General features: G+C 58.9%; 13 protein-coding genes. 9 read left to right on the top strand and 4 right to left on the bottom strand.

Annotation, left to right across the window (positions count from 1 at the left end; all coding sequences use genetic code 11):
* Window positions 1-28: 28 nt before the first annotated feature.
* Together LRK71_RS03625 and LRK71_RS03630 are read right to left on the bottom strand one after the other, a co-directional pair.
* Window positions 29-1,024 carry a branched-chain amino acid ABC transporter permease gene (locus LRK71_RS03625; RefSeq protein WP_232401170.1) on the bottom strand — a complete coding sequence of 332 codons (996 nt, stop codon included), beginning with the start codon at window positions 1,022-1,024 and terminating at the stop codon, window positions 29-31.
* Window positions 1,025-1,053: 29 nt separating this feature from the next.
* A complete protein-coding gene (locus tag LRK71_RS03630) occupies window positions 1,054-1,872 on the bottom strand; it encodes an ABC transporter ATP-binding protein (RefSeq protein WP_232401171.1) in 819 nt (272 codons plus the stop codon).
* A gap of 88 nt (window positions 1,873-1,960) precedes the next feature.
* Between LRK71_RS03630 and LRK71_RS03635 the strand changes: the two genes are divergently transcribed.
* A complete protein-coding gene (locus LRK71_RS03635; protein WP_232401172.1) occupies window positions 1,961-2,146 on the top strand; it encodes a hypothetical protein in 186 nt (61 codons plus the stop codon).
* Between the two features lie 53 nt (window positions 2,147-2,199).
* Here the strand turns inward: LRK71_RS03635 and LRK71_RS03640 are convergent, their stop codons facing one another.
* Window positions 2,200-4,167: an AMP-binding protein gene (locus LRK71_RS03640; RefSeq protein WP_232401954.1), complete on the bottom strand. Its 1,968-nt coding sequence runs from the start codon at window positions 4,165-4,167 to the stop codon at window positions 2,200-2,202.
* A 230-nt stretch (window positions 4,168-4,397) separates the two neighbouring features.
* On the opposite strand from LRK71_RS03640, the gene LRK71_RS03645 reads away from it, so the two are divergent.
* The 3 genes from LRK71_RS03645 to LRK71_RS03655 all read left to right on the top strand — a co-directional run bounded on the left by LRK71_RS03645 (window position 4,398) and on the right by LRK71_RS03655 (window position 7,316).
* Window positions 4,398-6,299 (top strand): hybrid sensor histidine kinase/response regulator, encoded by a 1,902-nt coding sequence (locus LRK71_RS03645; RefSeq protein WP_232401173.1) that lies wholly within the window; start codon window positions 4,398-4,400, stop codon window positions 6,297-6,299.
* Window positions 6,296-7,000, top strand: a complete 705-nt coding sequence (locus tag LRK71_RS03650; RefSeq protein ID WP_232401174.1) for a response regulator transcription factor — start codon at window positions 6,296-6,298, stop codon at window positions 6,998-7,000. The genes LRK71_RS03645 and LRK71_RS03650 overlap by 4 nt, the downstream gene beginning before the upstream one ends.
* 88 nt (window positions 7,001-7,088) lie before the next feature.
* Window positions 7,089-7,316: a WGR domain-containing protein gene (locus tag LRK71_RS03655; protein WP_232401175.1), complete on the top strand. Its 228-nt coding sequence runs from the start codon at window positions 7,089-7,091 to the stop codon at window positions 7,314-7,316.
* A 39-nt stretch (window positions 7,317-7,355) separates the two neighbouring features.
* Here LRK71_RS03655 and LRK71_RS03660 read toward each other — a convergent pair whose 3' ends face one another.
* Window positions 7,356-8,549 carry a hydantoinase/carbamoylase family amidase gene (locus tag LRK71_RS03660; protein WP_232401176.1) on the bottom strand — a complete coding sequence of 398 codons (1,194 nt, stop codon included), beginning with the start codon at window positions 8,547-8,549 and terminating at the stop codon, window positions 7,356-7,358.
* 292 nt (window positions 8,550-8,841) lie between these two features.
* Between LRK71_RS03660 and LRK71_RS03665 the strand changes: the two genes are divergently transcribed.
* From LRK71_RS03665 to LRK71_RS03685, 5 genes are read left to right on the top strand one after another with little or no spacing between them, the layout of a single operon-like run.
* The gene (locus LRK71_RS03665) at window positions 8,842-9,492 is read left to right on the top strand and encodes a histidine phosphatase family protein (RefSeq protein WP_232401177.1); all 651 of its coding nucleotides are present in this window, start codon (window positions 8,842-8,844) and stop codon (window positions 9,490-9,492) included.
* A 42-nt stretch (window positions 9,493-9,534) separates the two neighbouring features.
* Window positions 9,535-10,149: a glutathione S-transferase family protein gene (locus LRK71_RS03670; RefSeq protein ID WP_232401178.1), complete on the top strand. Its 615-nt coding sequence runs from the start codon at window positions 9,535-9,537 to the stop codon at window positions 10,147-10,149.
* Window positions 10,150-10,159: 10 nt separating this feature from the next.
* On the top strand, window positions 10,160-11,212 hold the full coding sequence (locus LRK71_RS03675) for a saccharopine dehydrogenase (protein WP_232401179.1): 1,053 nt from the start codon (window positions 10,160-10,162) through the stop codon (window positions 11,210-11,212).
* Complete coding sequence (locus LRK71_RS03680; RefSeq protein ID WP_232401181.1) at window positions 11,212-11,460, top strand: SemiSWEET family sugar transporter; 249 nt, start codon at window positions 11,212-11,214, stop codon at window positions 11,458-11,460. The genes LRK71_RS03675 and LRK71_RS03680 overlap by 1 nt, the downstream gene beginning before the upstream one ends.
* A 12-nt stretch (window positions 11,461-11,472) precedes the next feature.
* A complete protein-coding gene (locus LRK71_RS03685) occupies window positions 11,473-12,615 on the top strand; it encodes a saccharopine dehydrogenase family protein (RefSeq protein WP_232401183.1) in 1,143 nt (380 codons plus the stop codon).
* The last annotated feature ends 99 nt before the right edge of the window (window positions 12,616-12,714 follow it).

Here is a 12,714-nt window from a genome sequence, read left to right on the forward strand (position 1 = left end):
TGGGTGGGGCGCGTTATTTGCATCTGGGTCAGACCCGTTCGATAATCTTTTCGCCAAACAGACCCTGCGGACGAAACACCAGGAACAACAGCGCCAGAACATAGGCAAACCAGTTCTCGGTGGCACCGCCCACCATGGGGCCAATGGCAAATTCAAAGAGCTTCTCGCCGACCCCGATGATCAGGCCACCCACGATGGCACCGGGGATCGAGGTAAAGCCGCCCAGCATCAGCACTGGCAAGGCCTTGAGCGCGATCAGCGACAGCGAGAACTGCACGCCCGATTTGGTTCCCCAGACGATCCCGGCCACCAGCGCGACAAACCCCGCAACCGACCAGACCAGGACCCAGATGAAGTTCAGCGATATGCCAACCGACAGGGCCGCCTGGTGATCATCCGCAACAGCCCGCATGGCGCGGCCCTGTTTGGTGTATTGAGCAAACAGCACCAACCCCGCCACCAAGAGCACCGCAATCACGGTGGCCACGATATCCAGCCGGTCGATAAAGAAGCCGTAGAAGTTATCCGAGCCAAGGCCCGCCGTCATATCTTCGATCCAGAATGATCCACCCTGCGGCAGGCCCACGTCCAGTTTCTTGATCTCAGATCCCCACATCAGGTCGGAAAACCCTTCAAGGAAATAGGCTAGGCCAATGGTCGCCATGAACAGGATGATCGGCTCCTGCCCCACCAGATGGCGCATCACGACGCGTTGCACCAGCCAGGCAAAGATCACCATCACCCCAACAGTCAGCAAGATCGCCAGCAGCGCCGGCACATGCCAACCAAAGTGGTGCACATCGGTGCCAAACATCGCATTGATGATATGGCTGAAGGGCACCTGCCCTTCCATGATGCCCACCAGGGTCATCGCCGCAAACAGCGCCATAACACCTTGGGCATAATTGAAAATGCCAGAGGCCTTGTAGATCAGGACAAAGCCCAGCGCCACGAGCGCATACAACACCCCGGCCATCAGCCCGTTAAAGAAGACTTCGGTTGTAAAAAGAAACTGGTCAGACATCAGTCGCTCTCCTCATATCTGTCAGAACTTTAGTCATGTGCCACCCCTAGATAGGCGTCGATCACATCCTGGTTGTTGCGCACTTCATCCGGGGTGCCGTCACCGATCTTTTTTCCGTAATCCATCACCACCACGCGGTCGGACAGATCCATGACCACGCCCATGTCGTGTTCGATCAGGGCGATAGTGGTGCCAAATTCGTCGTTCACATCCAGAATAAAGCGGGACATGTCCTCTTTTTCCTCGACGTTCATGCCCGCCATGGGTTCATCCAACAGCAACAGCTTTGGCTCTGCCGCGAGGGCGCGGGCCAGTTCGACCCGCTTTTTCAAACCATAGGGCAGACGCGCCACCGGGGTTTTGCGGATGTGCTGGATTTCAAGAAAGTCGATGACCTTCTCCACCACTTCGCGGTTGGCAGTTTCTTCCCGCTCGGCCTGACCTTTCCAGAAGGCCTGCCGCAGCAGCCCCGATTTCATATAATTGAGCCGCCCGGTCATCACGTTGTCCAGCACGGTCATGCCCTCAAACAGGGCAATGTTCTGGAAGGTACGCGCAATACCCTGCCGTGCCACCTCATAGGGGCGCATCTGCGGGCGTGGCTTGCCATGGAATTCAACCGTGCCCTCTTGCGGTACATAAAAGCCCGAGATCACGTTCAGCATCGAGGACTTGCCAGCCCCGTTAGGGCCGATGATCGCGCGAATTTCGCCTTCGCGGATATCAAACGAAATATCCTTGATCGCCACCACACCGCCAAAGCGCAGGGTGATGTTTTTCATTTCCATCACCACGCCGCCAATGGTGCGACCATCTTCGGTGACATAGCTATCGGATTGGTCAAGCATGTGCGACGCCTCCAGTGATCTGCCAGCCCAAATTGTTAACCATTTTAGGGGACAGTTGAGAAAGATGAGTAGCAAGGAGATCCCTGCAATGTTTAGCGAGTTCGAGCACACCTGCCTGTTGAAAATGGCGCTTGAGTGTCGACGCGACGGCCTGTCTCAATCTGAAAGCCGCGCCGTGATCAAGTCGCGCACCGGCGATTTCAGTGCAGCCTTCATGATCCGCCAGGTGGTGCATACCGCCTTCCATCCTGAACGTTGTCCCGACTTGGTCTAAGACCCGGTCAAAGGGTTCGAAACAGGCGATGTGCCGGGGTGAATGCACGCGGATCATTCTGCCGCCACCCTGTTATTCTGCGCCGTCGGCGCAAGCGTGGCATCAATGATCGAAAGCGTCGCGCTGATCGCACCTTTGCGTCCATCTTCATAAGTGACTTCTGTGGTGGTCGAAATCTCGCTCGATCCATCATAAAGCGCGGCAATGATATCGTCGAACTTCTCTTCGACGATGCGGCGGCGCACCTTGCGGGTCCGGGTCATTTCCCCATCATCCGCATCCAGTTCCTTATGCAGCACCACAAAGCGGTGCACCTGACAGCCCGACAGCATCGGATCTGCGGCAACCGATTTGTTAACCTCGGCGACATGTTCCTGAATAGAGGCCAGCACCTTGGGGTGGCCTGCCAGTTCCTGATAGGAGGCATAGGCAATATTGTTGCGCTCTGCCCAGTTGCCCACCGCCGAAAGGTCGATGTTGATAAAGGCAACGCAGCGGTCCTTGCCATTGCCAAATAGAACCGCCTCTAGAATATCGGGATAGAACTTGAGCTTGTTCTCGACAAACTTGGGGGCAAACATGCCGCCATCAGCCATCTTACCCACATCCTTGGCCCGGTCGATGATGCGCAAATGGCCGGTTTCGTCTTCAAAAAAGCCCGCATCCCCAGTGGCAACCCAGCCTTCTGGGTCTTTGGTGTCAGCGGTACTTTCGGGGTTTTTGTAGTATTCCACAAAGGTCCCCGGTGAACGGTAAAAAATTTCGCCATTGTCAGCGATTCGGATCTCCACGTCCGGCGCCGGCACCCCAACCGTATCTGCGCGCACTTCGCCATCGGGCTGCACGGTGATGAAAACGGTGGCTTCGGTCTGACCGTACAGCTGTTTGAGGTTGATCCCCAGCGAGCGGTAGAAGTCAAAAATCTCGGGGCCGATTGCCTCGCCCGCCGTATAACCGACGCGCACATTGCCAAAGCCCAGCGTATCTTTCAGCGGGCCATAGACCATCACATTGCCCAGCGCATATTTCAGCCGGTCCATCAAGCCGACAGGCTTGCCATCCAGAATGTTGGGGCCAACCCTTTTGGCATGGGCCATAAAGTAGTGGAACATTTTGCGCTTGAAATTGCCCGCATCTTCCATACGGATCATCACATTGGTCAGCTGGGTTTCAAACACCCGCGGCGGCGCAAAGTAGTAGCTAGGGCCGATCTCGCGCAGATCGGTCATCATTGTTTCCGGGCTTTCCGGGCAATTGACGCAGAAACCTGACCAATAGGCCTGACCAATCGAGAAGATAAAATCCCCAACCCAGGCCATCGGCAGATAGGCGAGGATCTCATCCGTCTGCTTCAGTTTGTCAAATTCGCAAGCGTTTTTGGCGCTTTCGATAATGTTGCGGTTGGACAGAACAACGCCCTTGGGCTTGCCAGTGGTGCCCGAAGTATAAAGCATCACGCAGGTGCTGTCATAGGTCAGCTTGGCGCGGCGCGCCTTCAGCTCGTCGATCCATTCATCATGGGCGGCACGGCCCTGTTCCTGCACATGAGCATATTCATGCAGGGTGCGGTGATCGTATTTGCGCAGGCCACGCGGATCTAGGTAGATCAAGTGTTCAAACTGGTGCAACTGGTCCTGCACCTCAATCACCTTGTCGACCTGTTCCTGATCGGCCGCAATCACAAAGCGGGCACCGCAGTGATCCAGCACATAGGCCATCTCTTCTGCATTGGCGTCCTGATACAGCGGCACCGGAATGGCACCAACAGACTGCGCCGCCACCATGGACCAATACAGATAGGGGCGATTACCCCCGATGATGGCGATGAAATCACCCTCATTCACACCAAGATTGATCAAACCCAGCGCCAGTGACTCGATCTCCTTGGCGGTTTCCGCCCAGGTCCAGCACTGCCAAATGCCAAATTCTTTTTCCCGGTAGGCCGGTTTATCACCGAATTCCGAAACGTTGCGTTCAAGCAGCGCCGGCAGGGAGAGTTTCCCTGCAGCGCCCGACTGCATCTGAGCCAATGTCTTTCTCCTCCCATTCCAGCCTCCCCCGGCCGGCGATCGCTGTCACACGATTCTATTCCCAGTTAGGGACTGGCTCATGCTAGCCGGTCAAGTTTTTCGTGATGTTTTCACAAATCTTACGAATTGTAACAGCCTCCAAGGCGGGCCCGGATCGCAGCCTTTGCCGCCCCCCTTTGCCAATGCCGCCTACAATGATAGCCATAGCGCGGGAGAGTGCCATGAACCGAGCAGACAAGACCTACGCCGCAATGACTAGCGCCGGGCTGAACCTGATTGCCCAAGCGATTTCGATCTATGACAGCGCGTTGTGCCTGGCCGTGTGCAACAGCCGCTTTCAAGAAATGTTCAACCTGCCCGACGCCCTGGTCACCCCCGGTGCCCGTTTTGAAGATACCATTCGTCATATCGCCTCCAGTGGCGAATATGGGCCGGTGGATGACATTGAAGAACTTGTGGCGATACGCGTTAATCAAGCACTTGATTTTGAACCACATTACCTGGAGCGCACCCGCGCCAACGGGCAGGTCATCTCGATCGAGGGGGCGCCGTTGCCGCAGGGGGGCTGGGTGGCGGTCTACACCGATATCAGCCGCGCCAAACGGGTCGAACAGCTGCTGCGCGCCCGATCCGAGGAAATGTCAGACCGGCTGATCGCCCATACAGAGGAACTCTCGGCGACCAACCGCGAACTGGCAGCCACCAATAATGCGCTGGAAGAGGCCAAGCGACAACTGACGGAAATAGAGGGCCGCACCCGGCTGACCACCGAAATGATGCCCGCCCATATCGCCCATGTCGATGCCGATGGCTACTACACCTATACCAACCGGCGACTGAGCTCGGTTTTTCCCAGCCGACCCTCTGATATTCTTGAAATGCACATCTCGGATGCGCTGGGGGCCCAGGCCTTTGCCAAGATAGAACCCCACCTGCGCGCCGCCTATCGGGGCGGCAGCCCGGTGTTTGAATTCACCGAAGCCCATGACAGCCGCCGCATCCGAGTGGCCTTTACCCCCGATCAGGCTGGCGGTGTCTATATCCTGTCGATGGATGTAACCGAAGAAACCCAGGCCCGCGTTGCCCTGCAACAGGCGCGGCGCCGCGAAATGGCGGCGCAGATGACATCAGGGCTGGCGCATGACTTTTCCAACCTCTTGACCATCATTCTGGGGATGCAGGGCAAGCTGGGCAAAATGGATCTGCCACCACAGGCACAAGAGATGGTGCGTGGCACGCTTGCGGCGGCGCGGCGCGGCGGGCGGTTGCTGAACCGGATTGCCGAGATGACCGGCCAGCGCAGCCTGCGCCCGCAGGCGACCAATTTGCACGCGCTCTTGGCCGAGCTGAAGATCCTCGCCACCCCATCGCTGCCGCAGGGCATGGGGTTAAGCGTGCTGGACAATACCCCCGATGTGCTATTCCTGCTGGACGCAGGAAAGCTACAGGATGCCTTGTTGAACCTGATCCTGAACGCCCGCGATGCCTGCGGTGTCAACGGCCAGATCACCGTCAGCGCCCATAGCATTGGGCAGATCTGGCTTGAAATCAGCGTCACCGACACCGGTCCCGGCTTTTCGAATACGGCGTTGAAAGAGGCGCTCAACCCGTTTTTCACCACAAAAGGCAGCGAAGGGTCGGGGCTGGGGCTGCCAATGGTCTATGACATGGCCAAATCCGCCGGCGGCGATATGCGCGTTGGCAATACCGTGTCAGGCGCCAATGTCACCCTGCGCCTGCCCTACCGGCTTGCCCCGGATTGCCGGGGCGGCCTGGCGCTCTTGGTCGAAGACAGCGAAGAGCTGCGCTCTGCCTTTCGCGACATGCTGATTGATCTTGGCTATTCGGTGATCGAAGCCACCAGCGTAGACGAAGCCTGTGCCCTGGCGGCAGACCTGCCCGATATCGCGCTGGTCCTGTCCGACGTCAGACTAGAGGGAGAGGCCACAGGCATTGATCTGGCGCAGCGCCTGAAAGGCACCGGCCTGCCAATTGTGTTGATGACCTCGCTGCCGCCCAGTGATCCGCAGTTCCGTATCGCGCTAAAGACTGGACCCGTGCTGCAAAAACCCTTTACCACACAGCAACTGTCCGCCCTTATCACCCCGGAGACCCCAGCATGACCGCGCCTCTTGTCACGATTCTGGACGATGAGCCCGAGATCCGCCAGATCCTTACCGATTGCCTGCAAGAGGCGGGGTTTCGCACCCAAAGTTTTTCCCGTGCCCGCGAATTTGAAGCCTCGCTGAAGCGGGTGACGCCGGATGTTTGCCTGGTGGATCTGTCGCTGCCCGATGTGGACGGGCTGACGTTGGTGCATCGACTGGCGCTGGAACAGGGGGCGGCGGTGATCATCATCTCAGGCCGGGCACAGGTGCAGGATCGCGTCACCGGGCTGGAACTGGGGGCCGATGACTATATCACCAAACCCTTTGATCCCACAGAAGTGGTGGCCCGCATTCGCGCCCGGCTACGCTCTGGGCCGCGTAGCCAACCGACAAGCGGCAATACCGCCAGCTTTGCGGGCTGGACCGCGCATTTCGACCGCTACATGCTAGAGGATGACGTCGGCACCGAGGTGCCGTTTTCCCATGCCGAAGGCGAGGTACTGCGGCTGTTTCTCGATAGTCCCAAACGGCTGATTTCACGCGCCCAGATGCAAGAGAGCCTGGGTGGTGGCGCTGGGGACAGTTTTGACCGGGCCATGGATGTTCGGGTGTCCCGACTGCGCACCAAACTACGTGAAGATCCGAAAAATCCCCGCCTGATCAAGACGATATATGGCGCGGGCTATATTTTTCTGGGTGATGTCAGCTGGGCCTGATCCCAGCAAACCGAGGATAGATAGCGGGGGCAAAGATACTGCCCGCCCCCTCTTGCCCGCGCGATTCGCTCTGGTATAGAATCGGTGCATGGCCACCTGTCTGCTCTATACTCAAACTCAAAACCGTCGGTCCCGGTTTTACCGGATCGAATTGGCGTTGAATCTGTTTTCAGAAGTTTCGGTACTCAGGGAATGGGGCTTTGCCGGCAGCAATGGCCAATGTACCATCAACAACTATGAAAACCTGCGCGAGGCCTCTCTGGCCGCAGACAGGCACCGCAATCGGATGTTGAAACGCGGCTACGCCCGCAGTTGATCCCCGCGCCACAGCTACCCCGGATCCGTCAGGACCGCGCTACAGCGACAGTGCTGCCTGGTGCAAAACCTCTAGCCCCTTGACCAGATCTTCCTCTTTGGTGTCTTCATCAAAGGCGTGGCTGATGCCGCCGATCGAGGGCACAAACAGCATCGCCGTCGGCATGACCCGCGCGATATTGGCCGCATCATGCAGGGCACCTGAGGGCAGATCGCGCCATTTTCCCGGTGCCTGGGCTTCGGCCGCCTGACGCAGCGCCGCCTTCAGATCGGGGTCCATGGCGGCCGGCTCGATGCCGCCCACCGTGCCCAACTCTACCGTGACGCCGCGATCCTGGGCGATCTCTGCTGCCACCGCGCGCATGATTTCTTCCAGCGCCAGCAGCAGCGCCGGGTTGCCGTCGCGCCACTGCAACGCAAAACGCGCAGCGCCCGGCACCACCGAAGAGGCATTGGGGCTGAGTTCCGCATGACCAAGAGTCCAGACCGTTGTCGATGTGGCCACCTCGGCAAAGCGCTGGTTGATCCGATGGTTGAAATCGCACAGCGCCTGAAAGGCATCCTGACGCAGTGCCATTGGCGTGGTGCCGGCATGGTTCTGCCGCCCATTGATCACGATACGTAACTCGCGGATGCCGACAATGTCGCTGACCACGCCAACCTGATCGCCCGAGACATCCATGCCCGGCCCCTGCTCGATATGCATCTCGATAAAGCCGGTGAACATGTCATGGGGCAGAAAATCCTTGGCGCGCCCAGACATGCGGGCGCGGGCCGTGCTCAACAACACCCCATCGGTATCGGTCAGCTGGTCTGCCTCTGCCAGAGACACGTTTCCGGTCCAAACATCGGACCCGGTCAAAATGCCAAAGCGTCCCTCTTCATCCTGGAAGTTCACGACTGAAATTGGCGGCCCACCCGCTTCCTTGGCGGCACGAGCGATTTCAAGCCCGGCCACCACGCCCAGGGCACCATCCAGCCAGCCGCCTTCCGGTTGGCTATCGCTATGCGATCCGATCAGCAGGGATTTTTCGCCCGCCAGTCCAAAGCAATTGCCAATAGGGTCCAGATGAACCTTTAACCCGGCCTCTTCCATCCGTCCGGCCAACCAGCGCCGGGCCGCAATGTCCACAGCGCTAAAGGCTGGGCGCACAACACCTTTTCCCTGACCCGAGGCACCAAAAGACCGCAGGCGGTGCAGATCATCAAGAAAGCGGTCGCAATTAAGGCTCATAGGATTCTCTCTATCTTGAACTGTTTCCGGAATGGCGCCGGTCTTCGCGCATTCTGCGCTATCCCTTTCACTCTCATGGGCTTTGTCACAGTGCAATGGCCAAGGGCAGGAGAAAAGCCATTTACCCCTAAATGCGACAATATTACTAAATCGAACATTTTTTTGCAAAATCCGGCCAATCGGCCCCTGAAAATTGCCACGGTTTCAAAAAGTTCCGCCCGTGCCAAACCCTCTCTTCCATGTCGCGGCTTGCTCCAATATGAAATTCAGGAACAGAATTGGGACGCGCCGCATGACACATATCACCCTGATCCGCCACGGGCAGGCCAATACCGAGGCCCGCGATGAGGCAAGCTATGACCGGCTGAGCGCGCTAGGCCACCAGCAGGCGGCCTGGCTGGGCGACCACCTTGCCGAAACTGGCAGCCATCATCCAAGGATCTATTGCGGCACCCTAACCCGCCACATTGAAACCGCCACCGCGATGGGCTGCCAAGAGGTCATCCAGGATCCCCGTCTCAACGAGATGGAATACTTCACCATGGCCCAGGCGATGGAGCAGCAATTTGACCTGCCGATCCCGCAGGAGCGCGAAGGCTTTATCGAGCATCTACCAAAGGTGTTCCAAGCCTGGGCCGCCAATAAAATCGACACCCCGCCCGAAAGCTGGCAGGCCTTTGAACAGCGCACCCAACAGGTTCTGAGCGACATTGCCGAGGGCGACGGCCCGGCGCTGGTGGTGACCTCGGGGGGCTTCATCTCGATGGCGATGCGACAGGCCATGGGACTGGATACCACCGGCATGGCCCGTGTCGCGCTGGCAATCATGAATACCTCGATGCACCGGCTGTTTCCCATCGGCGGCCATCTTAGCCCCGTCTTATTCAACGCGGTGCCACATCTGGACAGCACTGAACGCCAATACGCCCAGACCCATCTGTAGCCCCACGCCTGTCCCAACCAAGACCCTGCCAGGAGATCAGACATGCAGCTTTACTACGCCCCAGGCACCATCTCGATCGCCGTCGCCATCGCCCTGGAAGAGGCCCGCCTTGACTATGAGGCGATCAAGATCGACTTTTCCAGCAAAGAACAGCAGACCCCAGGCTATGCCCAGATCAACCCGAAGGCCCGCGTGCCCGCGCTGGCTGTTGAGGGCGGCATCCTGACCGAAACCGGGACGCTGCTGGATTATATCGCCGATCTGGCACCCCAGGCTGGCCTGCGCCCCAGTGACCCGTTGCTGACCGCCCGCATGCGCGAGGTGATGTATTACATTGCCTCTACCATGCATGTGAACCACGCCCACAAACTGCGCGGCAGCCGCTGGGCCAGCAAGACCTCCAGCTACAAGGACATGCAGGCCAAGGTGCCCGAAACCATGGCGGCCTCTTGTGCCTATATCTGCCAGTTTGGCCTGCGCAGCCCCTTTGTGCTGGGCGACACAGTCAGCCTTGCAGATTGCTACCTCTATGTGGTCTGCACTTGGCTTGAAGGCGACGGCGTAGATCTGACAAATTTCGCCAAAATCCAATCCTTCATGTCGGCCATGCAGCAGCGCACCTCGGTACGCGCGGTGCAGGCCAAGGGAATGCTGTAAAGGACACGCAATGACACATCTCTGGGTTCGGGCTGAACAGCGCCCCAATGAAGACCGCACCGGGCTAACCCCGGGAGGCGCCAAGGCGCTGCTAGACGCAGGCATCAAGGTCACCGTCGAAGAAAGCTCGGTACGTGCCATTCCGCTGCAGGGTTATCGTGATGCAGGCTGCGCCATCGCGGCTGAAAATTCCTGGCCCACCGCCCCGGCGGATGCAATCATCTTTGGCCTGAAAGAACTGCCCGAAGACGGCACCCCGCTGCCACATCGCCACATCATGTTTGGCCATGCCTTCAAGGGCCAGCATTCCGGCAAGGCCCTGCTGGACCGTTTTGCGGCGGGCGGTGGCACGCTGTATGATCTGGAATATCTGGTGGACGAAGCCGGTCGCCGGGTGGCTGCCTTTGGATATTGGGCGGGCTATGCCGGCGCCGCGGTGACACTGAAAGCCTGGTGCGCCCAGCAACATGGCGAGATCTGCGGCCCCGTCGGCGTCTACCCCGGCAAGGATGCGCTGCTGGCTGAACTGAAAGCAGAGCTCAAGGCCACGCAGGCAGACATCCCCTCGGCCATTGTCATTGGTGCCATGGGGCGGGTTGGCACCGGGGCTGCCGACCTCTGCGAGGCCATGGGCATCTCGGTCACCAAATGGGACATGGCGGAAACCGCAAGCGGCGGACCTTTCCCCGAAATCCTGAACCATGATCTGTTTCTCAACTGCATTTTTGCGCGCCCCGGCACCCCGGTCTTTGTACCGCAAGAAGCACTGACAGCGGATCGCAAGCTCAGCGCGATTGGTGATGTCGCCTGCGACCCCGACAGCGATTACAACCCGGTCCCTGTTTACAGCCAGGCCACCAGCTGGGACGCCCCGGCGCTGCGGGTGGCCACTGATCCGGTGATGGATGTGATGGCGATCGACAATCTGCCCTCGATGCTGCCGGTTGAAAGCTCGCAGGACTATGCGGCCCAACTGCTGCCCTCGCTGCTGACGCTGGGCGATCTGAAGGCCGGTGTCTGGGGGCGGGCCGAAGCAACCTTCCGCGAATTTGTCCCAGTCTGATGGAACTTTATCTCGGATATACTGCCGCCTTAATGGGCACTGTCTGCTGGCTGCCGCAGGCCTGGAAAGCCTGGGCCAGCCGCGATACCTCTGGCCTGTCGCTATCTGCCAACCTGATGTTTTTGCTCACAGTGGGCCTGTGGTTCTGCTACGGCATCATGGTAGGGGACTGGCCGATCATCATTGCCAATTTCTGCGCCATTCTGATTGTGGTCAGCATCGTTCTGGCCAAACTGCGCTATAAATAACGGAGAACTCACATGACTATTCACTGGTGTGGCACCGGCCTTTCGGCCATTCCCGGCCTGCGTCGCCTGCTGGAAGCGGGCCACGATGTTGCCGTTTGGAACCGAACAACCGACAAAGCCCGCGAAGCTGTGGGCGACCTCACCTCCAATATCCATGCCTTTGACATGGACGCCCTGGGCGCATTGCTCAGCCCGGCGGATGTTGTCATTTCGATGCTGCCCGGCGATTTTCATGTGCCGCTGGCCGAACTGGCGATTTCCAAGGGGGCGCATTTTGTTTCTTCGTCCTATATCGCCCCCGAGATGCGCGCCCTGGATGACAAGGCCCGCGCGGCCGGCGTTGCCCTGGTCAACGAGGTCGGCCTGGACCCAGGCATCGACCATCTGATGGCCCATGCGCTGGTGGATGATTACAAAGCCTCTGCCGCCTTTGACGCCAGCAATGAGATCAGCTTTCTGTCCTATTGCGGCGGGATCCCCAAGATCCCCAACCCCTTCCGCTATAAATTCAGCTGGTCGCCCTTGGGTGTGTTGAAAGCACTGCGCTCACCATCCAAATCCATCCGCGATTTCAAGGAACTGGAGGTCGCGCGCCCCTGGGATGCAATCTCTACCTACCACGCGCCCCTACCAGAGGCCGAGAGCTTCGAAGTCTACCCCAACCGCGACTCGCTGCCCTTTGTTGGTCAGTACCACTTCGGCAGTGATTGGCAGGTCAAGGAATTCGTGCGCGGAACCCTGCGCCTGAACGGCTGGAGCGCAGCCTGGGCAGATGTCTTCAAGGAAGTCGAAACGCTGGAAGGCACAGCAGGCGATGCCCGGCTCAAGGAAATGTCGGATCAATTCTGGGATGAAAACGCCTATGACGAAGGCGAACCTGACCGGGTGGTGATGTGTGTCGAACTCAAGGCCGAACAGGCGGGTAAGACAGTCTGGCACAAGACCTATGTGATGGATGCCTGGGGCGATGCCCGCGGCACCGCCATGGCGCGCCTCGTATCTTTCCCGGTATCCTATGCCATCGAGGCAGTGATGAACGGCAAAATCGCCCCCGGCGTTCACGCCGCTCCCAGCGACCCCGCCTTGGTCGAGGATTGGATGGGCAAGATCGCCCAACTGGCGCAACATCTTGAAGTCAAAAACCGCCTCGCCTGATAGCGGCCGTGGCCATGCCAACACCGAGGGCCCGCACAAGCGGGCCCTTTTTCTTGCCCGATCACCATGATTCCAGCTTGCAAGGCGCCCCATGCGGCC

It is taken from the genome of Pseudophaeobacter flagellatus (assembly GCF_021228235.1).
Taxonomy (GTDB): Bacteria; Pseudomonadota; Alphaproteobacteria; order Rhodobacterales; family Rhodobacteraceae; genus Pseudophaeobacter; species Pseudophaeobacter flagellatus.